Source organism: Candidatus Limnocylindrales bacterium, assembly GCA_035559535.1.
Taxonomy (GTDB): Bacteria; Moduliflexota; Moduliflexia; order Moduliflexales; family JAUQPW01; genus JAUQPW01.
Window position 1 is genome coordinate 208,694 of record DATMBG010000037.1, and the last position, 21,310, is coordinate 230,003.

The 21,310-nt window shown below is 45.5% G+C and carries 18 protein-coding genes; 7 read left to right on the top strand and 11 right to left on the bottom strand.

Going from position 1 to position 21,310, the window contains the following annotated elements:
• Positions 1-32 precede the first annotated feature (32 nt).
• Positions 33-776 (top strand): cytochrome c, encoded by a 744-nt coding sequence (locus VNM22_13465; GenBank protein ID HWP48168.1) that lies wholly within the window; start codon positions 33-35, stop codon positions 774-776.
• A gap of 105 nt (positions 777-881) precedes the next feature.
• Positions 882-2,459: a c-type cytochrome gene (locus VNM22_13470; protein HWP48169.1), complete on the top strand. Its 1,578-nt coding sequence runs from the start codon at positions 882-884 to the stop codon at positions 2,457-2,459.
• 181 nt (positions 2,460-2,640) lie between these two features.
• Here the strand turns inward: VNM22_13470 and VNM22_13475 are convergent, their stop codons facing one another.
• From VNM22_13475 to VNM22_13525, 11 genes are all read right to left on the bottom strand, one after another.
• On the bottom strand, positions 2,641-3,411 hold the full coding sequence (locus VNM22_13475; GenBank protein ID HWP48170.1) for a DUF2182 domain-containing protein: 771 nt from the start codon (positions 3,409-3,411) through the stop codon (positions 2,641-2,643).
• Between the two features lie 15 nt (positions 3,412-3,426).
• Positions 3,427-4,071 carry a DUF1326 domain-containing protein gene (locus VNM22_13480; protein HWP48171.1) on the bottom strand — a complete coding sequence of 215 codons (645 nt, stop codon included), beginning with the start codon at positions 4,069-4,071 and terminating at the stop codon, positions 3,427-3,429.
• A gap of 38 nt (positions 4,072-4,109) precedes the next feature.
• The gene (locus VNM22_13485) at positions 4,110-5,477 is read right to left on the bottom strand and encodes an alkaline phosphatase family protein (GenBank protein HWP48172.1); all 1,368 of its coding nucleotides are present in this window, start codon (positions 5,475-5,477) and stop codon (positions 4,110-4,112) included.
• A gap of 86 nt (positions 5,478-5,563) precedes the next feature.
• A complete protein-coding gene (gene eboC / locus VNM22_13490; GenBank protein ID HWP48173.1) occupies positions 5,564-6,445 on the bottom strand; it encodes a UbiA-like protein EboC in 882 nt (293 codons plus the stop codon).
• A 98-nt stretch (positions 6,446-6,543) separates the two neighbouring features.
• Entirely contained in the window at positions 6,544-7,872 is a 1,329-nt protein-coding gene (eboE, locus tag VNM22_13495; protein ID HWP48174.1) for a metabolite traffic protein EboE, read from the bottom strand.
• Positions 7,873-7,981: 109 nt separating this feature from the next.
• Positions 7,982-8,890 (bottom strand): TatD family hydrolase, encoded by a 909-nt coding sequence (locus VNM22_13500; protein ID HWP48175.1) that lies wholly within the window; start codon positions 8,888-8,890, stop codon positions 7,982-7,984.
• On the bottom strand, positions 8,880-9,725 hold the full coding sequence (locus tag VNM22_13505) for an EboA domain-containing protein (protein ID HWP48176.1): 846 nt from the start codon (positions 9,723-9,725) through the stop codon (positions 8,880-8,882). Before VNM22_13505 ends, VNM22_13500 begins: the two co-directional genes overlap by 11 nt.
• A gap of 130 nt (positions 9,726-9,855) precedes the next feature.
• A complete protein-coding gene (locus VNM22_13510) occupies positions 9,856-11,184 on the bottom strand; it encodes a cytochrome c (GenBank protein HWP48177.1) in 1,329 nt (442 codons plus the stop codon).
• A 254-nt stretch (positions 11,185-11,438) separates the two neighbouring features.
• The gene (locus VNM22_13515; protein ID HWP48178.1) at positions 11,439-12,374 is read right to left on the bottom strand and encodes a transporter substrate-binding domain-containing protein; all 936 of its coding nucleotides are present in this window, start codon (positions 12,372-12,374) and stop codon (positions 11,439-11,441) included.
• A 392-nt stretch (positions 12,375-12,766) separates the two neighbouring features.
• Positions 12,767-14,467, bottom strand: coding sequence for a PQQ-dependent dehydrogenase, methanol/ethanol family (locus VNM22_13520; GenBank protein ID HWP48179.1), 1,701 nt, complete (start codon positions 14,465-14,467; stop codon positions 12,767-12,769).
• Positions 14,468-14,703: 236 nt separating this feature from the next.
• The gene (locus VNM22_13525) at positions 14,704-15,414 is read right to left on the bottom strand and encodes an ATP-binding cassette domain-containing protein (protein ID HWP48180.1); all 711 of its coding nucleotides are present in this window, start codon (positions 15,412-15,414) and stop codon (positions 14,704-14,706) included.
• 217 nt (positions 15,415-15,631) lie between these two features.
• Here VNM22_13525 and larE point away from each other — a divergent pair, with 217 nt between their 5' ends.
• From larE to metG, 5 genes are all read left to right on the top strand, one after another.
• Positions 15,632-16,459 carry an ATP-dependent sacrificial sulfur transferase LarE gene (gene larE / locus VNM22_13530; GenBank protein ID HWP48181.1) on the top strand — a complete coding sequence of 276 codons (828 nt, stop codon included), beginning with the start codon at positions 15,632-15,634 and terminating at the stop codon, positions 16,457-16,459.
• A gap of 1 nt (position 16,460) precedes the next feature.
• Positions 16,461-17,222 carry a nickel pincer cofactor biosynthesis protein LarB gene (gene larB, locus VNM22_13535; GenBank protein HWP48182.1) on the top strand — a complete coding sequence of 254 codons (762 nt, stop codon included), beginning with the start codon at positions 16,461-16,463 and terminating at the stop codon, positions 17,220-17,222.
• A 26-nt stretch (positions 17,223-17,248) separates the two neighbouring features.
• The gene (gene tmk / locus VNM22_13540; protein HWP48183.1) at positions 17,249-17,908 is read left to right on the top strand and encodes a dTMP kinase; all 660 of its coding nucleotides are present in this window, start codon (positions 17,249-17,251) and stop codon (positions 17,906-17,908) included.
• A gap of 7 nt (positions 17,909-17,915) precedes the next feature.
• The gene (gene holB / locus VNM22_13545; GenBank protein ID HWP48184.1) at positions 17,916-18,953 is read left to right on the top strand and encodes a DNA polymerase III subunit delta'; all 1,038 of its coding nucleotides are present in this window, start codon (positions 17,916-17,918) and stop codon (positions 18,951-18,953) included.
• Between the two features lie 356 nt (positions 18,954-19,309).
• Positions 19,310-21,310 carry a methionine--tRNA ligase gene (metG, locus tag VNM22_13550; GenBank protein ID HWP48185.1) on the top strand — a complete coding sequence of 667 codons (2,001 nt, stop codon included), beginning with the start codon at positions 19,310-19,312 and terminating at the stop codon, positions 21,308-21,310.

Genomic DNA, 21,310 nt, shown 5'->3' on the forward strand with positions numbered 1-21,310 from the left:
CGCTTTGTGTTTTATGTCTTCCGTTTTAATATATGTCTATTCTGAAAAGCTCTTTTATACATGCCATTCTACTCCTTGTTATCGCTATTCTTATTTTTAAATACGGGATTCACCCTCCCATTCCCCAAAGCTTATTTTTGCTTTACCTGGTTATTACCCTTTTCGGAATTTTCCTCTTTGTTTCTTCCAGTGAGGAGACCTGGAAAAGCTTCCTGAGTCCCATCCATGCAACGCTTTATGATCCCAGGTTTAGGGGAATTCGAGCGATTATCTTTATCATCCTTCCCATACTGGCAACTTACCTGGTTTACCTGAGAGTTCAACCAAAAATAGAACCTCCGGCAGAACTACGAACCATTCACCCGGCCCCTCCGGATACCATTAGTTTTCGTAATGGAACCATTAAGCTTCAAGGGTTAGGAAATCCCTTGAGGGGCGATAAAGAGCATTTCCAGGAGCACGTAAATAGAGGCAAGGCCATTTATTTTAAAAATTGTTTCTACTGCCATGGAGATGGGTTAAACGGAGAAGGCCATTTTGCCGAGGGACTTAATCCGAAGCCTGCAAATTTTACCGATGTGGGGACCATTGCACAGCTTCAAGAATCTTATCTTTTTTGGAGAATCGCCAAGGGTGGACCCAATCTTCCAACAGAAGCAACTCCCTGGAATTCTGCGATGCCAGCCTGGGAAAACTATCTCACAGCGGACGACATCTGGTCCGTTATTCTTTATTTATATGAAGCCACCGGTTATCAGCCCAGGAAGTGGGAGTAAGGCCAATAACATAACCCAGGAGTCAGAAGTCAGGAGTCAGAAGTCAGAAGCAGTTTTAGTTTTTGACCTCTGGCTCCTGGCTTCTGTTACGTTTTACGGGACTAAATGAAAAAGACACTTAACTTCTACGGTTGGATTTCTGTGGTACTCCTGATTTTTTTTCTCAATCTAAACTTTGTTCATGCCGGAGAAGCGCAACCTCCCGAAAAAAACCTCGAAGTAGGTAAAGCCCTCTATCAAAAAAATTGTGCCCAATGTCACGGGGATAATGGAGAGGGAAAGGGAGTATCAGAACCCTTCGTATTTCCAAAACCTCGAGATTTTACAGCAGGTCTTTACAAGATCCGAACCACCCCCGGTGGGCAACTTCCTTTAGATTCAGATCTGTTCCGAACCATCAGCTTCGGGATGCCGGGATCTTCCATGCCGGCCTGGCAACAACTGAGCGAAGCGGACCGCTGGCAATTGGTTCACTATATTAAAACTTTTTCTCCTAAATTTGCTTCGGAAACCGCAGAGAAAGTGGCCACAACGCCGAAACCTGCCAAACCTGATCTCGAGAAAGGACGGCAGCTCTTTCAGGATATAGAATGCTGGAAATGCCATGGACAGGAAGGGCGAGGTGATGGTCCTTCGGCCCCGGAACTTAAGGATAACTGGGGATTCCCTATAAAACCTGCCGATCTGACAAAAAACTGGACTTTCCGAGGGGGTGGTTCGGTGGAAGATATCTATATGCGAATCATAACAGGGATCAATGGAACTCCCATGCCTTCCTTTTTGGATTCCTTTGAAAAACCAGAAGATGCCTGGGATCTGGCCTATTATGTAAGATCTTTATCCCCTGAAAATAAACCCGAAGTTACTGTGCTCAGGGCAAAGCTTATCCCGGGTGAACTACCCACAGAACCTGAAGACCCACGATGGAATGAGCTACCTGCTTACTACTTTCCACTTTCCGGCCAGATTACTATAGAACCCCGATTATTCACGCCTTCCCTTGATTCTATCTTCGTAAAGGCTGTACATAATACTAAGGAAATTGCTTTCCTGGTTATGTGGAATGATAGAACCCAAGATCCTTCCCCTCCGGGTGCTATCCCACAAACTGCATCGGCAGAAGGTCAACAAAGTCAATCTGCTTCTCAACAAGGTAACCCTTCAGCCCCTCAACCAGGAAGTCCCCAAAAATTCAGCGATGCCATTGCTATCCAATTCCCTGTCAAGCCAGATCCCGGCGGTTTCATAAAGCCATACTTTATTATGGGCGATTCAGAAAGACCGGTCTATTTATGGACATGGAAAGCCGAATGGCAGGGTGTTAAGGAATCCAATGCCAGTGGCCCATTCAAAGAAACCCTACAAAGTCAGGAAAGCCAGACCCTTCAAGGTAAAGGTATCTATAAAAACGGTCAATGGAAGGTCCTTTTTAAGCGAGCTTTAACCACCCAGGATAAAGACCATGACTACCAATTTGAAATTGGAAAGTTTATCCCCATCGCTTTTTCTGCCTGGGACGGCTCCAATGGAGAAACCGAACTGAAAAGATCCCTCTCAACCTGGTATTATCTGTTCCTGGAAACACCCCGGCCCATTAGCCAGTACCTTTATCCCATCACAGCCTTTCTACTTATAGCCGGAGCGGAAGTCTGGTTCTTGAAACGAAACAGCCGAAGGCAGTAAATTTGGGACACGAAGACCAGGGGACGCGGGGAAGTATGGGGGTATGGGAGTAGGAAGATGTGGGAGTAGGGAAGTAGGGGAATATAGGAGAACATACTCCCATACTCCCACACCCTCACACCCCCATACCCCTATACCCCCATACTCCCACGCCTCCATACTCCCACACCCCCATACCTCTCTACAAAATCAGGTAGACACCTAGACCCACCAAACCCACTCCGACTATCCGACCGAGGATCATGCCATAGCGGCTGACTTTCTCAATGAAAATAATTAAAGTTAGAAGACCCATGGCGGTAAGGTTCATCAAACCTACCGCAAACAGGACAAGCATGAGACCCCAGCAACAACCCAGGCAGTAAGCACCATGGTATAAACCCATTCGCAAAGCACCTGCTATTCCTTCACGCCAGTGCTGAGCAATGAATCCCAGTGGAGATTGGCAATGGCGCAGGCAAGCTGTTTTGAGGGGACTAAACTGATAAAGCCCCGCCAGTATCAGCAGAATCCCCTGACCGACCCGAATCGGTTGGAGCAAGTATCCATCGGATATTCGAGTACTCCCTGATTGCACGATCCAGATTACAAAATAGGCAATTACTCCAAAGGCCGTCCAGATCACAAGATATCCGGCTACAAAGACCCATGTCGGTACAAAGGCCTGACCCTGAGACTTCCTTTGACGGACAAGACGGCTAAATAGCAGGATCATGGGAGCCGCTGAAGGAAACATCATAGCGACCATCATACTGAGCCACATAAACAAGAAGGCCACGAAAGTGGGCCAGTTTCTGCTCATCGAATCGGGAGAACCAGCTGATCCGATCATGGTTATTCCGCCTGGCATCTTCATCGAAACGGTTATAAGCCAGGCCAGGAGGGTAGATATGGCCAGGACCCCTCCGGTGATGAGCTGCTCGCGGGGCAGAGAAGTGAAACGTTGATTCATAAAGAATATTCGTTTCTATTTTTGATTAGTCCATTCTACAAGGGCATAAATCCCGTTTTGACCCGGGTATTCGAACTGAATGTTACTGTAGTTGATACTCATGATCTCGGTTGTGGCGGCATCTCCATCATTCCAGATTAATCCGCCCCGCGGAAGAACGATATGAACTTCATGTTCTTCACCCGTGACCGGATTTTTGAGGGGAGTTAAGCGGACTTCCAGTATACCCGGAATTCGAAAATAGGACCGACGGCCCTCGACCTTCATTTCAATGGGTTTGAGGATAGGTCCTTCCGCCACCTCAATAGTAGGGGCAAGAACTTCCCAGGGCATCCCTCCGGCTCTACCCGATAGAATTCTTTTGATCGATTTGACCTGTTCGGGACTGGCAGATTCATCGATAAACAGGACCGATCGTCCATGACCTTCATGAAGGGCTCCTGGATACTTCACGGCAAATACGGTACGGACACCCGCAAGATCCACTTCGCCGTAGTGTCCTTCAATGACCTCTATACCCACAATGGTGTGGCAAGAACCATGATCTGGGAAACCTCCAAAATTGCAGTTACAACCAGGGTCACAGTTGCAGGTTTCAATCCAATGCCCTTTGAGCCAATACGGAGTTCGAGTAGTTGGATTGGGTGTTGCTTGAGTCATAACCTATTCTCCTTAACTTTGGACAGGATAGAGGTTCTTTAACTTCCATTATCCCTACGCAAATGCTTTAAAATAAGATCATAAACCTCTGTTGCATCTATGGATCTTTTATCCAGTAAGTCTCCTTGTTGGGTGATAAAAAGAGGACCTTCAACCGGTGAATCTGTTACGCGGCCATGAGATCCCTTTACGAGGGAAGGATCCAGAGGTATTACGTCCATCAGGTATCGAAATCCGAGTCGTTTCTTGAGAAGGATCCACCCTACCTTTAACGGAAGGAACTTAATGGCAGGGTCGGTAAATAACTCTACAGGGTCATAACCGGGTTTACGGTGAATATCCACGGTTCTGGCAAAATCGGGTGCCCGTCCATCATCGAGCCAGTAATAATAGGTAAACCAGGCATCTGATTGGGAGATAGCGATGAGATCTCCGGCTCTGGGATGGGTCAGATGGTACTTTACTTTTCCGGCTTCATCAAGAATCTGCTCGATCCCTTCAGTTTCTTCTAGAATCTTTCGTACCTGTTGGGTTTTAGATGGATCGTTGATATAAATATGGGCAATTTGATGATCAGCGACGGCAAAGGCGGTGCTCGCTCCGGCATCTAAAAGTTCTAATCCCCGCTCCTCACGGATGGCGATCAAACCCCTCTCCCGGAAGATTCGATTAAGTGAAATGGCCCTGGAAACATCTGTAATGCCGTATTCCGAAAGTACAATAATCTGAGCTTCATGGGCCTCATAGTACTCGATTAAATCCCCACAAACTGCATCAATTTCCTGAAGATCCTTGTGAATGGATGGATGGTGAGGACCAAGGCGTTGCAGGTTGTAGTCGAGGTGCGGCAGGTAGATCAAGGTCAGGGTTGGATGATATTTTTGATCGATCCGTTTAGCCGATTCGGCAATCCACCGGCTGGAGCGAATGGAAGTCTGGGGACCCCAAAAGTCAAATAAAGGAAAGGTACCTAATTGATTTTGTAGCTCGATCCTTAGTTCAGCGGGACGTGTATAGATATCCGGGATCTTCCGTCCGTCTGCCAGATAGATAGGTCGGGGAGTCACGGCGTAATCTACCGAGGAATACATGTTATACCACCAGAAAAGATTAGCACAGGTAAAGGTGGGATCGAGGGTACGAGCTATCTCCCAAACCTTCGGTGCCTGAACCAGTTTGTTGGATTGGCGCCAAAACTTGATTTCACATTCATCGCGAAAATACCAGCCGTTTCCGACAATGCCGTGTTTATCGGGATACTTTCCGGTTAGATAGGTGGCCTGGGCCGTACACGTTACGGCAGGGGTAACAGCTCCTATGGTTGCTATCTTTCCTCGCTGTGCCCAGGTACTCAGGCAGGGAGTGTGAGGTCCTAGCAGCTCGGAAGTTAATCCGACAACATTCATTACGACGGTCTTATGCATCTTAGGGTTAAAGGGTAAAATCCAAAATCTGAGGTCATAGGGATAAAATGACCTTAGACTCCGGACTTTTACGTTACATATAAAAACCTGGCAATCTGCACGGCAGGAATCCACAGAGCTAGAACCAGTAAACCCAGGAGGAAGCCGGCAAATCCGGCTGTAAAGTAGGCGTCGAGTAGAATAATAGAGAGGACGAGGGTTTTAACGGCCGTTTTAATGTTGTCAGGGGTTGCTTCCAGCAGAACCCCTACTAACGGTCGAAGGGTTACGACAGTAAAGAGGATTAAGAAGATAAGAGGCGTAAAACCGGTCAGAATCCCTTTTAACCATATGTAAAAGCAACCCAGGATAACCAGTATAACCCCTATGGTAGCCAGTTGTTGCCCTCGCTGCTCTCCCCCTATTACCTCTCCCTTGCTGAGCGTCGTTATGGAGATGACATAGAGCATAACCAGGAAAGCAATGGTAATTTTAGAGGAAATTTGCCCGGGAATTATACTCATTCCTAATAAAACATTTAGAAAACGACAGCTACCCATATTAAGAGAGCCTAAAATCGGAATGTTTTTGGTAATCCCATCATAGGAGAGAATAGCACCCGTCAGAAGCACTGCAAAAACAAAACTTTGGATTCCTACAAATCCTGCAGAAAGAATCCCCAGGAGGATGGAGCCAATACCTATAACCACAGCCGTACGAAGGCTGATTTGTCCAGAAGGAAGAGGGCGTTGGGGACGCTCTTTCAAGTCTACTTCGTAATCGAAACAGTCATTGAAGACAATTCCTGCCGTATAAAGAAAAGAGCTTGAAAGAAGGAGAAAGATCAGGTATTTGATCTGTCCTGGATGGAACTGTGTCGCTGCGAAGTATCCGGCAAAGATATCCGCCATAGCAGTGAAAACATTGGGGATCCGCATGAGTTGAAGATAAGGTTTCACAGTCTTTAACATAAAGTTTCCAAAACCCTGGTATCCTCTGTAGTTAAAAAACGAGAAAATACCAGGAAGGTGCCCAGGACATCAAAAAGATTTTTCAAGAACCTCTCAGACTAGCTTCTGCAACGGAAACCCTTTTCTTCCAGAACCCTCCGAACATACTCTAATTCGTTTGCTATATTTGTACTAAGATCGCCAGTGCCTGTACCTGCTTTATGGGCGATCTGCTCGACCCACGTATAGGTTTCGATAATGAGGGGAACTTCTTCCCCAAGGATTTTGGAGGAAGGGTTATCCCCAGGGTCTGGGAGAAAAATAAACTCCCTTAGAAAGTTTTTAAGTTCTTGAATAGTGGTCTGAATACCGGCCTGAGGGTTTTCAAATACGGGTACATGATAGTGGGTTCTCAGTTGTGTGACCCCTCGTCGAGCGAGTTCATTCTTTCCCTCTGGAGTAAAAAGATAAGGCAAATCCAGAGAAAAAATAACCGGTTTCCTTTCTGCATTAATACCTACCACCTGATGCAAAAACCTGGAGTTCATAAAGTATTTTTCAATGACCTCCATGTCTTCGACCTTCTTTAAGGGGTTATCAACTTGAATGGCATTGGAGACTTGTACCTTAAAAATTTTAATCCTGGATTGTTGAAGAAACTGAACAGATTGGATTAAATCCTCATATTGCACCAGTTGATGGCAGGTATCGAAGGTAACTCCCAGGAATTGGTGGATCACATTCTTAGCTTCTTCGAGACGTTTGGAATCCTTGGAGAAATCAGGTTCCTGGTTCGATCTTTGTCCGGCCAGAAATTCAGCTCCAACCCGATCCACGTAGTTTGTGAAAAACTCCCTGACTTCCGGTATGCGTTCATAGGTCAGGCCCGGTTCCGGTTCCATTCCGATTGCACATCGTTTTCCAGTTTTACGCTCTGTTTCATACGCGTGTAAAACACACCGGGTCATATTGACGGCTATTTGGGAATGGATCTGATCTTTGTTGGTTTCTGTGAGATAGGTTTTGAGAATACCCCCGGGAACACTAAGAGAAACAAAGGTTTCATCTTCCGGAGCCAGAAAGGCTAAAATGTCGATACATGCCTTGGTAAAGGTGACCCGTTCTTCCCCCTCATGCCAGTTGGGCAGGTAAACCCTTTCCTTGACGTAACCTTCATGAAAAGTTAAAGGAACAAAGGCGTTGAGGGTAATTAAAGCCAGATTGTGTTGGAAGAGAAAATCTCGAAGTTCCTTTAAAATTCGGTCACTACCGGCCAGTTCGTCTACGATTTTCTGGGATAACCTCAATTCGATATAAAATTTATCGTCTCCGAAAACCCTTTTCTTAATTTCCGGAACTTTATTTTTGAGGACATCCCACATTCCATCTAGAGTTTCATAGGGAAAAGCATTCAGGGCATAGCCGAGTCGGCAGGTTCTTTGATGCATGTGCAGGAATCTGGAAGCATAGGAATATAAGAAGAGGAAAGTAAGGGTTATCAGCCGATAATCCTTCTATTATATTCCGCACTCTCATATTCCGTATAGGGTTCCTGAATTAGTCTTCTGTGGAAGGTTCTGTCTGGCCTGTCTGTCCTCGAAGAACAGAATTTCCTGCAAATAAAGTCTGCTGGTCAATGTTTTGAGGTACTAACCAGTCGGATTCTTTGATCTGTCCACTTTGACCATACGCTTCCAGGGCATTGGCATAGCAAATTTTATGTACATCTTTGGGTTCAATCCCACTCTCCAGCATGAGGCGGGCGACTTTAGGTACCGATAAAGGATCTGAATATCCCCAATCTGCACTGGAATCCACAATAATACGCTCACTGCCGTATTTACGAGCAATTTCCACCATTCGGGCTTTACCCATTTTGGTTTTAGGATAGATGGTAAATGCCGCCCAAAACCCCCGTTCGAGAACCTCCTCAACGGTTTCTTCGTTATTATGATCGATCACCACTTTCCTGGGATCAAGACCATGTTCCAGGGCTATTTCCATACTTCGCAGGGTACCTTGTTTTTTATCCCGATGGGGGGTATGGACCATGACGGGTAAATCCAATTCTCTGGCTAACTCCAATTGGGCTCGATAGTATTTCTCTTCCATGGGAGTTTGATCATCAAAGCCAATTTCACCTATTGCAATGACCCGCTCCTTGCAGGCAAAACCGGGTATGATTTCCAGTACTTCCTCGGCCAGGCGTTCATTATTAGCTTCTTTGGCATTGAGCCCGATGGCACAGTAATGCTGAATGCCGTATTGGGATGCACGAAATCTTTCCCAGCCGATCAAACTGGAGAAATAATCGATAAAAGTACCTACGTTCGTTCGAGGCTGACCGAGCCAAAATGCAGGTTCTATCACCGCAACAACACCGGCTTGAGCCATCCGGACATAGTCATCGGTAGTCCTGGAGGTACAATGAATATGAGGATCAATGAATTTAAGTTCATGTGCCATAATAGAGCTCCTTTAATGTTTCCCAGGTTGCACCCGGCGTCATGGGGGCAATCCTGTTTAATTGATCTAAATATTCTGAATAAGAAGGTAAACGGGCATTGCGGCGTAGAAGTAGGTGGATGGCATCTCGGGTATGGCCGTGGGTTATCAAAAAGTAGTCGTAAATAGTTTTCCAATGGGATTCTTCTAGATGACCCCCTATTGCCCTAAATAATTCATAATGGACTACCCGTTTGGCTGCAATTCGTTCCCGCATATAATCGATAAGCATTTGGGCCAGGCGAGGATTGGCCCTTTCATCTAAACCCTGAATGGGCCATAAGGGACTTTCGATGAATAACGCCTTGAGAACCATTTGATTAAAGGCAGGCTCCCGAAGACCGGTTCGTGTATAAGGATTAAAATGGGCCAGGGACTCGAATACGGGTTTTATATTGGTACGAAGGGATTCGGTGGCAATGTCGTGGAGGGCATCAGAGCCTTTTAAGTAAGGTAAACTGTAATTTACAGCCCAACGTTCTTCAGCATCGGCAGTTATGAGGAGTTTCTGTAGTAAAGATATAAATTCTTTATCCAATACCTGTTCTGCATAAAGCAATAATACCACACGAACTAGATCCAGAATACGCCAGTGATCGGGAATAATAAACCGATTTGCCTCCGTCAAGGTAAGGCGAGATTTTGGATAACGCCGGGAAGCCAGAGCAAACATACGGATAAACTGTGAGGGGTTTTCCAGGGTAATTGACGCTATATCCCGTGACCATTGAGCTTGACCCTTGGCATCCAGTAAGGACATCAGCCCCGTTTTGAACTTGTTTAATATCTCGGTCATACCTTCCAGAAATGAGAAGCTATTCTTTTTAAGGGATGGTTGACTTAAGATCAGTATAGATGATTATTTAATTCCCCTCATTTTTTTGTCAAGGTAAATTTAGGATCACAAGCAGAAACAGGGTTCACTTTTAGTGTTCGTGATCTCCATGCCCATGCTGTCCGCCAGATTCTTTATGACTACTGTGCGTGCCGGGTTCCTGTTTTGAGGTCTCTTGAGAATCCAGAGTCATCAGGTAGGCTGTGATAGCCGTAGCTTCTTCGTTAGAGAGGCGAAACCCTGGATGTCGGGCACCTGGATGGGGTTTGTATCCGGTTGGATAAGTCTGGATAGCCGTAGGATTCAGCAGGTAGTGGGTTAACCAGCTTTCATCGGGAACAAATTCTCTGATTCCTAAAAGGGGAGGTCCATTGGGTACTATATCCGGTGGAAATCCTCCGATCCTATGGCATCCGGTGCAATTTAAATTACCTATAAGCATCCGACCTTTCTCTGCCGTCGCTTTAGGGAACCGGGCTTTTGCCAGACTATAGCCATCGGTGGCTTCAGGCCCTAAACTGAAAATATAATCCCTAAGGGCTGCAATTTGTTTCCATCTATTCCCCTCCAGGATATTTTCCGGTCCGGACTTTTCCTCCGGGAAATAGGTCGGCATTTTAGTACCGGGTTGAATCTTTTGAGGATCCAAAAGCCAGCGAACAACCCAATCTGGGTTGAGACGTTGCCGGGCTAGGGAGAGGTCAGGCGCCCATTCCTCGGGGCGGCCTTCCGGCTTTTTATCACCCTGCGGGTGGCATTTGAAACAGGCTAGATACTCCGGGCCGGCTAAACGTGCTCCGGCTTCTATACTCTCCTCCGTTGGATAACCGTTAAACTTAAGTTCTTTAGGAAGTGGAGAAGCCTTGGGATCTTTAAGCGTCATAAGATACTCGGTAATTGCCAGGGCTTCCTCATCTGAAAGCCTGAAGTCCGGCATTCTTTGTTGAATACCCGGACGCAAAGGATAGGGTTGCTTGAGAAAGGAAAATAACCAGGAGGCCTGGACCTTATCACCTTCAAAATAAAGCTCAGGAAAGTTATGGATATGACCGGTATGCCCATGCCTTGCCTCTACGAGATGGCATCCGGCACAATGTAACTGATCCACCAACTCTTTACCCCGGACCTGAAGATTTGTAAGACCCCGGGTTGAGCTGTGGGCCTGTTCTTCAGTCTTATGGGGATGCCCTTCGTGAAGTTCCCGGGAGGAAGTCATAGGTTGTGGCTCGGTGGGTATTTCCTGCAGATGCCCGACTTCACCTTGATGTTCTTGGTGGGAAGAGGTTGGTTGTTGCGGCTGAAGTGGTGATCCCTGTTGAGGGGGGGTAGAATGAGGATGTTCCTCATCGGCCAAAAGTAACGATAAAAATCCCCAAATGAAAAAAGAAATCCCCAGGAGAATAAAAGACATTCGTTTCATAGGATTTTCTTTCTCTTTTATATAAGATAAGGAACGATAACCTTAAAATTGCAAATCAAATCTGGAAATTCCCTATCTATCAGAATTTTTCGAATTAAATGGATGTTACGATGTATGTTATGTTAGGGTGGTACTTACCTGTGAAGGCAAACCTTTCTAAGGTTTGCTTTTTAAATGGTAAGATTCACCACAGTTTTGACAAATTGGACTTGCGAAAGTTCCGATAAAATTTCTTTTGCAGTTCCCTGTATTTTTTACTTTGTTGGAGGGAAAGGAGGATAATAGGGAACCCCATATTTGGCCATAATAGACTGAATCGTTCCGTTTTGGGTTAAAAGGGTCAGGGCTGCGTTGATAGCTTCTTCCAGATCTTTGTTAGTCTTATTCACACCCATCACGACATTCCATCGAAGTTCTGGTTCTGGAACATAGCCTTCGGGAACTTTAATAGGCGCATCGGGATGTTGTTTAAGATACCAGCCGACTGCAGCGGCTGTGACGACTGCCGCTTGAATTTCCTTGTTGGCCATAGCCTCTATAATATCTTCTTGGGTCACATAAGGGGTTACGGTAAAACCCTTTTTATGGGTAAGGATATAATGGGCCCACGAACCGGGTTCAATGCCTATCTTCAAATTTTTATCGAGGTCATCGATACTTTTTATCCCTTGAGCTTCTTTAGGAATCACCAATACATTGCCGGTGCCATAGTAAGGCTTGCTTGTAAAGAAACGTCCCCGAGAGTTTTCTTCCTCATCTTCAGGTTGAATAACGCCCATCAAGAAGTCACATTCTGCGTAATCTCGAGGACGATAAGCCCGAAGATATTCGACTCTTATATTGATCCCCAGAATTTTCCCTACCTCCTTTCCAATCTCCAGTTCATAACCCGGCATGTCCAGATCCCGGCTGGAATAAGGTAAACTATTGGGACTCGCACAGAGATAAAAGGTTCGTTTCTGGCGGGTTTCTTTAGGGAGAGTTTCAGATTGAGAGGCAGGTAGCTGAGGTTGAGCCGGTTGAGCTTTTTCTACAACTTGAATGACCGGAGGATGAGGCAGCAGGAGTTCTTTAAAGGAGGAAGTTTCTATGGCACTTAAGAGCGAAGGGAACAAGGCCCAGGACAAAAAGCATCCTAAAAGGACACTCCCTATAGAAGGGAGTTTTTGCCTGATATCAGGGTATTGCATAATTTAACTTTCGTTTATTCCTTATAAAGGCCATAGGGTAACTTCTCTGAGTTGCCCTTCTTATCCTGTTTCTTATACCAATTTTTGGTTGAAACTGACCCTTAACTTTCCTGTTCCCTCTAAGCTTGTTGAAGGAAGAAAAGGAGAGGAACAAGATCGTTTAGGGCATATTTCAGTTTGAAACTGGTATTACGTGAAGTCATGTTAATTACACCCCGTTCGTCCGGAGCAGGTTGAAGGGCGCAGGGGGTACAGGGAGGGGTTTCCCTGGCGGACATTTCAAAACAGAAAGGATGTTAACTGCAAAACCCCTCTTTGCCGTTTAAAAAAGAAGAGGGAATAGAGTATAGAACTCCACCCCCTTTTGAGGACTACCCGGGTTAGACGTTAAATTATCTTTTTAAACCATAGATAAATAAGGTTGCACTGTTTTTCCAGTTTTCGGTCTCCGGCCAGAGTTGTGGATAGAGGCCGACCACTTTAGAACCCCATCCCGAGGGGATGGCCACATACTGGATTCCTTTAACGGTATAGGTAACAGGTCCTCCGCGATGTCCCGAACCGGCGTTGAAGCTCCATAAGGTCTCTCCGGTGTCCTGATCCAGTGCTTTAGCGTTCCCTTCTGCATCCCCATAGAAAATGAGGCCTCCAGCAGTAGCCAGGAAGCTGCTGAGGGTAGGATATTTCTCTTTCACACGCCACTTGTTTTTACCGGTTAGAGGATCCCAGGCGTCTATATGTCCACCTGTTTCACCCTTTACTGCAGGTCTGGCAATCAGGTCTGCACTAAAAAAGGTTTGGGCCTGGGGTACTGTGATAGGGCTTTCTTTACGAACGGTAGTTTCCTGACACCACTCAATTCCGTTGGTAAACCAGATTCCCGTCTTGGGATTATAGGCCCCGGCGTTCCAGGATCTACCTCCTCCCGTAGAGGGACAGTTAAAGAATTTCTCTCCGAGTTTCGGAGCCCGGACGTTCAGGAGTCTTCCATTCTTATCTACACCACTAAACCAGTCCAGGTTGTCGATCATTGCAAAGCCACTGATATACTTTCCATTAGTTCGATCTAAAACATTCACCCAGCCTCCCTTATTGGGATGGACCAAAAGTTTTCTTCCATCTTTTGTATCAATCAAAACACTTTCCCAGGTGCTATCGAAATCTAAGGGATCGTGGGGATTTTCCTGGAAATACCACTTCAATTTCCCGGTATCGGGGTCCAGGGCCAGAATACTACTTGTGTAGAGGTTATCCCCGGGTCGGGCTTCCCCCCAGTCATAATCCGGGGCCGGGTTTGCGGTTCCCCAATAAACCAGATTCAATTCAGGATCATAAGACCCTGTCATCCAGCCCCCTCCACCACCCGTCTTCCAGGAGTCACCTCCCCAGGTCTCACTGCCGGGTTCGTTCTTGCTTTTATCGGGGATGGTGTAGAACCGCCAGGCCTCTTTTCCATCTTTGAGATAGTAAGCTGCAATAAATCCCCGAATCGGCAGCTCTCCCCCGGTGGTCCCCACGATTACCTTGTCCTTTACAACCAGAGGGGCTCCGGTAATGTTATTCCCGTTTTTGGTCCAGTCATCAACCTGAGTCTTCCATACTTCTTTACCATCCTCCATACTCAGCGCAACCAGATAACCATCAATGGTACCCATAAAAATTTTGCCGTCTCCAATGGCTACACCCCGATTGTAAGGAATAAAGAAGGTGTTGATTTCCTTGGGATATTTGTAGAAATAACTCCAGATGACCTTACAGGTGGAAGCATCCAAAGCGTAGACCCGATTCCAGGAGGTGGAGAGATAAAGAATCCCTTCATAGACAATGGGTGTTGCTTCTAAACCTTCATCGATGGCATTTCCTCCGGGTTGAAAGGCACAAACAGGAACCAGATCCTTAATGTTAGCTTTATTGATTTGATCCAGTTCACTATAACGCCAGGCAGCATAATTACCATGATAATGTAACCAATGATCTTTACCAGGGTTGAGAAGCTCTTGAGAGGTTGGTTTTCCCTCGGCACCAAAACTTATGGGTTCTAAAACTAAAACTCCGGCTATTAAATAGGCCATCAATTTGAGAACTTTATTCACTGGTGATTCCTCCTTTATGGTTATTTAATCTATTCTATCTATTATAAAGATTACCTGCTTCTTACTCCAAGATTCCTAGCTTACCAGTCTCCCGTAATTTATAACCGCTCTATTTATCCTGACAAGGTTAAATCGGGTTTTAACCTTAGAAGCTCCGTAGCCCGCGGTAGGCAGGAGCAAACAGGTCCTTTCTTAGCTTTGGTGGCAAGCGATCTATTCCAACAGGTTACTCCTCCTTATTTAGGAGTATAAAGTGTACCCGTTTGGGCATCTAAAAATAAAATCTCATCGGCCACCTGCCTTGCGAACTCCTCATCCAGAGTTACGATAAAAGCAGTGAGGGCCATCTTTTTGTTTATTTTCCTTATCAATTTTCCTATGTTTCTCGCAGCTCTTGCATCTAAACCCAGGGTTGGCTCTTCATACAAAAGGATTTTAGGTTCATAGGCCAGGGCCCGGGCCACCTCTACCCGTTTTCTTGCTTCCTGTTCCAAATCGGAAGGAAACTTGATTGCATATTCAGAAGACAATCTGACTTTTCTCATCAAATCTCCGACCCTCCTGGCGATTTCCTCCTCGCTGAAAAGTCGGTCTATCCTTAACTTTAGAGGCAAGGCGATATTCACGCCTACGGTCAGATTATTGAAGAGTAAGGAACGTTGGGAGACCAGACCAAAATTCTCCAGAAACTTATGCCAGTCTGCATCATCTTTAAGATCCCGGGTATCTATTCCCAGGACCCGGACTCTTCCCGAGTCTGGAAGGGAAGCCCCATTAATTAAGTTCAATAAAAGCTCCTTTCCACTATGGGGAGGTCCGACAATCGCAAGACTCTTACCGTGCTGGACCTGGAAACTGATATCTTTTAGAATCTCTCTACCTTCAAAAGATTTGGTTACATTTTGCAATTCTATTTCGATAATGGGGGCTTTTTTAAAACCGAACATGCTTTTATTTTATATATAAATAGATAAGGTTGTCAATTTAAATTTTATAAAGATTACTCTACATAACTACCTTTAAATGAAGCACTTACACAAGATTACCTCTACAAAATCTATTTCCTTTCAACTTGACCCGAGTACCTCTTTGGATGTATACTTACTTTTACGTAATTGTAATCTTAACCCAAGTTAAGAAAGTTCTATGATAGGAGAAGCTAAAATGGTAAAAACCGAAGAGAAGTATCAGCGTCTGAAACAAATTTTAAAAGACATGGAGGGGGTTTTGGTTGCTTTCTCGGCCGGGGTGGATAGTACTTTTGTACTTAAAGTTGCACATGATGTCTTAGGAGAGAAGGTTCTCGCGGTTACGGCGCGTTCTGTTACTTATCCCCTTGCAGAATTAGAAGAAGCCAAGCAATTAGCCTCTTCTTTAGGGGTGAGGCATCTTATTGTTGAGTCTAAGGAGATCAATGTTCCCGGATTTAGTAACAACCCGCCCAATCGTTGCTATTATTGCAAAACCGAGTTATATGATATACTGACCGAGATAGCCCGTCGGGAAAATATCCCCTATGTTGTGGATGGAACCAATTACGATGATATCCAGGATTATCGTCCGGGCATGAAGGCGACAGCGGAACATGGTGTAAGAAGCCCTTTAAAGGAGGCCGGACTTACCAAGGAAGAAATCCGATATCTTTCCAGAGAATTGGGTCTTCCAACCTGGGATAAGCCTTCATTTGCCTGTTTATCCTCTCGATTTCCTTACGGGGACCAGATTACAGTTGAAAAGTTACAGAGGGTGGAGGCTGCCGAAAACTTTTTGCGGCAGTTTAAGTTTAAGCAATTACGGGTTCGTCATCATGATAAAATTGCACGTATTGAATTAACCAAAGAAGATATGGTTCGAGTGGTTACAACTGATATCGGCGATAAGATCGTGGCTAAATTTAAAGAGTTAGGTTATGCGTATGTTACTTTAGATCTTCAAGGATATCGGACCGGAAGTATGAATGAGGTCCTGTTGAAATTAGAAATGGTCAACTAATATGGATATCGAAAAGTTAAGAGCGCTACTTGAAGGAGTCCGGGAGGGTTCTTTAAGTATTGATAGAGCTTTGGAGAGGTTAAAAAGCCTCCCTTATGAAGATCTCGGTTTTGCTAAGGTTGACCACCATCGACATCTCCGTAAGGGGACTCCCGAGGTTGTCTTCTGTCAGGGAAAAACGGTCGAACAGGTCGTCAAGATTGTAGAAAGACTGATCAAGACTGGAGAATCCAATATCCTGGCGACTCGAGCTTCCGAGGAGGTCTATCAGGGAATCAAACAGGTTATCGGAACGGTAGAGTACCACTCTATGGCCAGAGTGGTTGTTGTCTGCCCTAAACCGACGAATCCTCAGGTAGGATGTATCGCCCTTATAAGTGCGGGAACGGCAGACCTTCCGGTCGCAGAAGAAGCCGCTGTAGTAGCCGAAACGCTCGGAAACCGGGTGGAAAGGATTTACGATGTGGGGGTAGCCGGTTTACATCGTCTGCTGGATAATCTTAAACGAATTGTAGAAGCCAATGTCATTATCGTTGTGGCCGGGATGGAAGGAGCTCTTCCCAGTGTTGTGGGGGGTTTAGTCGATAAGCCGATCATTGCAGTTCCCACCAGTGTGGGATATGGAGCCAGTTTCCATGGGCTGTCAGCTTTGCTGACCATGCTTAATAGCTGTGCACCAGGCATATCAGTGGTTAATATCGATAACGGATTTGGTGCTGCTTATCAGGCGAGTTTAATTAATAAAATGTGTGCTAAGTCGTGAAGCCGAAAAACCACATATTTTCTCCTATGGCACGTGGGTTATTTATAACCTTTGAAGGGATTGAAGGCAGTGGTAAAACAACCCAGGCTACTCTCCTGGTTGAGTATCTAAAATCTAAGGATATTCCGGTTTTATATACCCGTGAGCCGGGTGGTACCCCCATTGGAGATCAAATCAGAAAAGTTTTATTAAATACTGAAAATCATCACATGACAGGACTTACAGAGCTTTTACTCTACGGTGCAAGTCGAGCCCAGCATGTTGAGCAGCTTATTCGTCCGAGTTTAGAAAAGGGTGTGATGGTGGTCTGTGATCGGTATACCGATGCTACCCTCGCTTACCAATGGGCCGGAAGGGGACTTGACCGAAAGGCTGTTGAGATGGTCAATGGGCTGGCAACCTCAGGACTTTATCCTGATCTTACCATCTTGCTGGATGTACCTGTAGAACTCGGCCTGGAACGGGCTAAAAGCAGAAATTTGAAACTAAATTTACAAAATCGAGAAGGGCGATTTGAAGAAGAAAGTCTTTCCTTTCACCACCGGGTTCGAGAAGGGTATCGGAAGTTAGCTGCTGGTGAGCCGGATCGGATTTATTTAATCGATGGGACCCAAGATATACAGACCATCCATGAAGAAATCAAGCGGATTGTCCTTGCAAGAAGGACTGATAAGAGTGAAGGGTAAGGAATAAATGTCCTTTTCAACCATCATAGGCCAGGAAGAGGCCGTCCATTTAATCAGAAAGGCTCTGGCTAGAAACCGGGTACCCCATGCTTATCTCTTCACAGGACCCGAAGGGATTGGAAAAAAACTCACAGCCCTGACTCTGGCTAAAGCTTTGAATTGCCTGGTCGCATCCGATGATGCCTGTGAGACCTGTAAGTCTTGTTATAAGATTCATAAAGGATGCCACCCGGATGTAGAAATAATCGAAGCCGAAGGCCAGTTTATTAAAATCGATCAGATTCGAGAGTTACAAAAACAGGTCGGTTATAAACCTTTTGAGGGAAGAAAAAAAGTTAGCATCCTTAATAACGCAGAAAAGTTAAACCTGGAGGCTGCCAATGCTTTATTAAAAACTTTAGAAGAGCCCCCTCCTGATACGGTGTTTATCCTGATAAGTTCAAGCCCCAGTGCTCTGTTGCCGACTATTGTTTCTCGATGTCAATCGATACGGTTTAGTCCCTTAGGCCTCCAGCATACGGAGCAGTTTTTGGTAGAGAAAGGAGTTGCAACCGGTCCAAAAGCTCACTTATTGGCTGCTTTATCTGAAGGAAGACCTGGAAGGGCTTTAAATATGGACATAGACAGGATCCTTTCCCTTCGGGAACAGATCCTGGAGCTTATGGATTTGATGATCCCCGATGGGGGTTTGAGGACCGATCTGCAGCCTAACAGGACACAGGTTTTGTCTTTGCCCGATTCCGGGATAAAAGTTTTACTGGGCAAAATCGAAGAGTTTACACGGGATCGGGATCAAACCGAAGAGCTTTTAGACTTTTTATTGGTTTTTTATAGGGATCTGCTCCTGTTATCTGAGCAGGGAAATCCCGGCTTCCTGGTAAATCAGGATCTGATTTCATTCTTAGAAAGATATAAAACCCGCATATCTTCTCAGAAGATTTTGAAGATTTGTCAGGATATCTATCAAACAAAAGTTAACTTGCAACATAACGCAAATCTCCAATTGGCCTTGGAAGACCTGTTCTTAAAGATCATGGAAACTTAAATGTGATTATTTAGCTCCAAAAGGATAAAGAAAGTAAACCCAGAGATGTGGAGTAATTTCTTCGTTTCTGATACGTTATAAAGTTAATTCTATGTAATTCTCGGCCTTTACCTCGGCCTCTTTCCCGAAGCTTCGGGGGAGGGGTCGGGGGGATGCGGGCCAGGATAAGAAGGTTAGCCCCAGCGGGGCGACCTGGGTCTAGCCCCTGGCGTATTATCCTGGCGCGGATGGGGGTCGGGGGTGAGGGCCGAGCGGTTAGTTAGAGTTAACTTTACAAGGTATCAGATCTTTGTTCTTCATATCTTTTAAAGAACCTTTGTAGCTAAATAATTATAACCCTATTTTGTAACTTAAAAATGGCTGACTTAAAAAAATTTTATATTACAACCCCCATATATTACGTTAATGATGTGCCTCATATTGGTCATGCGTATACGACCATTGCCTGTGATACACTGGCCAGATACAAGAGGTTGACCGGATATGATGTATTTTTTTTAACAGGTACCGATGAGCATGGGCAAAAGGTAGAGCGTACGGCGAAGAAAAATAACGAGACCCCCATTCAACTGGCGGATCGTACCATGCAGCGGTTCAAAGACCTGTGGAAGCGGCTGAGAATTTCCTACTCGGATTTTATCCGAACCACAGAACCTCGCCATATTGCTGCGGCCCAGAAACTCTTCCAGGCGGTTTATGATCACGGCGATATTTACCTGGGGGAGTATGAAGACTGGTACTGTACGACCTGTGAGCAATTCTTAACGGAACTCCAACTGGTAAATGGACGATGTCCTAATTGTGGACGTCCTGTAGAAAAACTGAAAGAAGAGAGTTACTTCTTCAGGATGTCCAGATACCAGGAGCCGTTACTCAAGTATATAGAAGAGCATCCGGATTTTATTCAACCCGAGACCCGGCGAAATGAGATTATCAGTTTTATTAAAGGAGGACTGCGGGATTTAAGTATCAGCCGGACTTCCTTTGATTGGGGAATTAAGATACCGATTAATCCCCGGCATATTATGTATGTTTGGTTTGATGCCCTGACCAATTACCTGACGGCCGTGGGTTATGCCGAGGATCCCCAAAAATTTGAGAAATACTGGCCTGCCGATATTCATGTGGTTGGGAAAGATATCCTTCGGTTTCATACGGTTTACTGGCCTACCTTCCTGATGTCTGCCGGATTGCCTTTACCGAAAAAGGTTTTTGCACACGGTTGGTGGCAAGTGGAAGGTCAAAAAATGTCCAAGTCTCTGGGAAATGTGGTGGATCCGAATCAAATAATCGATGAGTTTGGGGTAGATCCTTTCCGCTATTTCCTTCTTCGGGAAGTTTCGTTCGGTTTAGATGGGGATTTCTCCAGGCAAGCCTTGATTCAGAGAATCGATAGTGATCTGGCCAATGATCTGGGGAATCTCTTTAGTCGTTGCCTGACGGTTATTGAGAAGTATCAAAATGGAATTGTACCGGAGCCTGTTGGATCTACAGAGCGAGAAAACCGATTGGCAGCTCAGCGTGCTGAAACTTTGATCAAAATGGATCAATCCATGAACGAACTGGCCTTCCACCAGGTACTCAAAGATATCTGGGATTACATCAACGAAGTGAATCGCTACATTGTAGATACCGCCCCCTGGATGTTAGTCAAAGATAAAGCCAAACAGGATAGACTTTCGACCGTACTCTATAGTCTGGCAGAAGCTTTGAGGGGGATTGCCCTGTTGATCGCTCCGTTTATGCCGGAAACCTCCGAAAAAATGTGGACCCAACTGGGATTACCGGATAAACCAGGCCCAGAGGACTTTGCCTCCCTGAAGGTTTGGGGTGGATTCCCCAGTGGGATCCAAATTCATAAGGGGGAGCATCTCTTCCCACGCATCCATTCTAAGGGTGCAGACCTGGAAATCTCGGGAAGAACCGCTAAAGAGGCCTCTCAAAAAGACACTTTAACGCTCGACGAAACAAAAAAAGATCCTGTACAACAGACCTCTGAACTCAGTTCAGGACAAATAACAGGTAATGAACAAAATCTGATTACCCTTGAAGAGTTTGCCAGGATCGATCTTCGGGTGGCTGAGATCCTGGCTGCCGAGAAAGTTAAAGGATCTTCTCGTTTAATCAAGCTCCAGGTCGACCTGGGTACAGAAAAACGAACGGTCGTGGCAGGTATTGCAGAAAGCTATACTCCTGAAGAACTCATCGGACGTAAAGTTATATTGGTTGCTAACCTAAAACCCGCCAGACTTATGGGAATCGAATCCCAGGGTATGATTCTGGCTGCTGTAAAAGATAAAAAGGCTGTCCTCCTTTCCTTGGATCGAGAAGTTGAGATAGGAACTAAGGTAAAGTGA

What these genes read in the sequence shown, in the direction of transcription:
- eboC (HWP48173.1), bottom strand. Translation starts at nt 6,445, where the DNA reads ATGTTAAAGACTGTGAAACCTTATCTTCAACTCATGCGGATCCCCAAT.
- VNM22_13525 (HWP48180.1), bottom strand. Translation starts at nt 15,414, where the DNA reads ATGTTCGGTTTTAAAAAAGCCCCCATTATCGAAATAGAATTGCAAAAT.
- metG (HWP48185.1), top strand. Translation starts at nt 19,310, where the DNA reads ATGGCTGACTTAAAAAAATTTTATATTACAACCCCCATATATTACGTT.
- tmk (HWP48183.1), top strand. Translation starts at nt 17,249, where the DNA reads ATGGCACGTGGGTTATTTATAACCTTTGAAGGGATTGAAGGCAGTGGT.
- VNM22_13485 (HWP48172.1), bottom strand. Translation starts at nt 5,477, where the DNA reads ATGAATGTTGTCGGATTAACTTCCGAGCTGCTAGGACCTCACACTCCC.
- holB (HWP48184.1), top strand. Translation starts at nt 17,916, where the DNA reads ATGTCCTTTTCAACCATCATAGGCCAGGAAGAGGCCGTCCATTTAATC.
- eboE (HWP48174.1), bottom strand. Translation starts at nt 7,872, where the DNA reads ATGCATCAAAGAACCTGCCGACTCGGCTATGCCCTGAATGCTTTTCCC.
- VNM22_13470 (HWP48169.1), top strand. Translation starts at nt 882, where the DNA reads ATGAAAAAGACACTTAACTTCTACGGTTGGATTTCTGTGGTACTCCTG.
- larE (HWP48181.1), top strand. Translation starts at nt 15,632, where the DNA reads ATGGTAAAAACCGAAGAGAAGTATCAGCGTCTGAAACAAATTTTAAAA.
- VNM22_13475 (HWP48170.1), bottom strand. Translation starts at nt 3,411, where the DNA reads ATGAATCAACGTTTCACTTCTCTGCCCCGCGAGCAGCTCATCACCGGA.
- VNM22_13510 (HWP48177.1), bottom strand. Translation starts at nt 11,184, where the DNA reads ATGAAACGAATGTCTTTTATTCTCCTGGGGATTTCTTTTTTCATTTGG.
- VNM22_13515 (HWP48178.1), bottom strand. Translation starts at nt 12,374, where the DNA reads ATGCAATACCCTGATATCAGGCAAAAACTCCCTTCTATAGGGAGTGTC.
- VNM22_13480 (HWP48171.1), bottom strand. Translation starts at nt 4,071, where the DNA reads ATGACTCAAGCAACACCCAATCCAACTACTCGAACTCCGTATTGGCTC.
- larB (HWP48182.1), top strand. Translation starts at nt 16,461, where the DNA reads ATGGATATCGAAAAGTTAAGAGCGCTACTTGAAGGAGTCCGGGAGGGT.
- VNM22_13500 (HWP48175.1), bottom strand. Translation starts at nt 8,890, where the DNA reads ATGGCACATGAACTTAAATTCATTGATCCTCATATTCATTGTACCTCC.
- VNM22_13465 (HWP48168.1), top strand. Translation starts at nt 33, where the DNA reads ATGTCTATTCTGAAAAGCTCTTTTATACATGCCATTCTACTCCTTGTT.
- VNM22_13505 (HWP48176.1), bottom strand. Translation starts at nt 9,725, where the DNA reads ATGACCGAGATATTAAACAAGTTCAAAACGGGGCTGATGTCCTTACTG.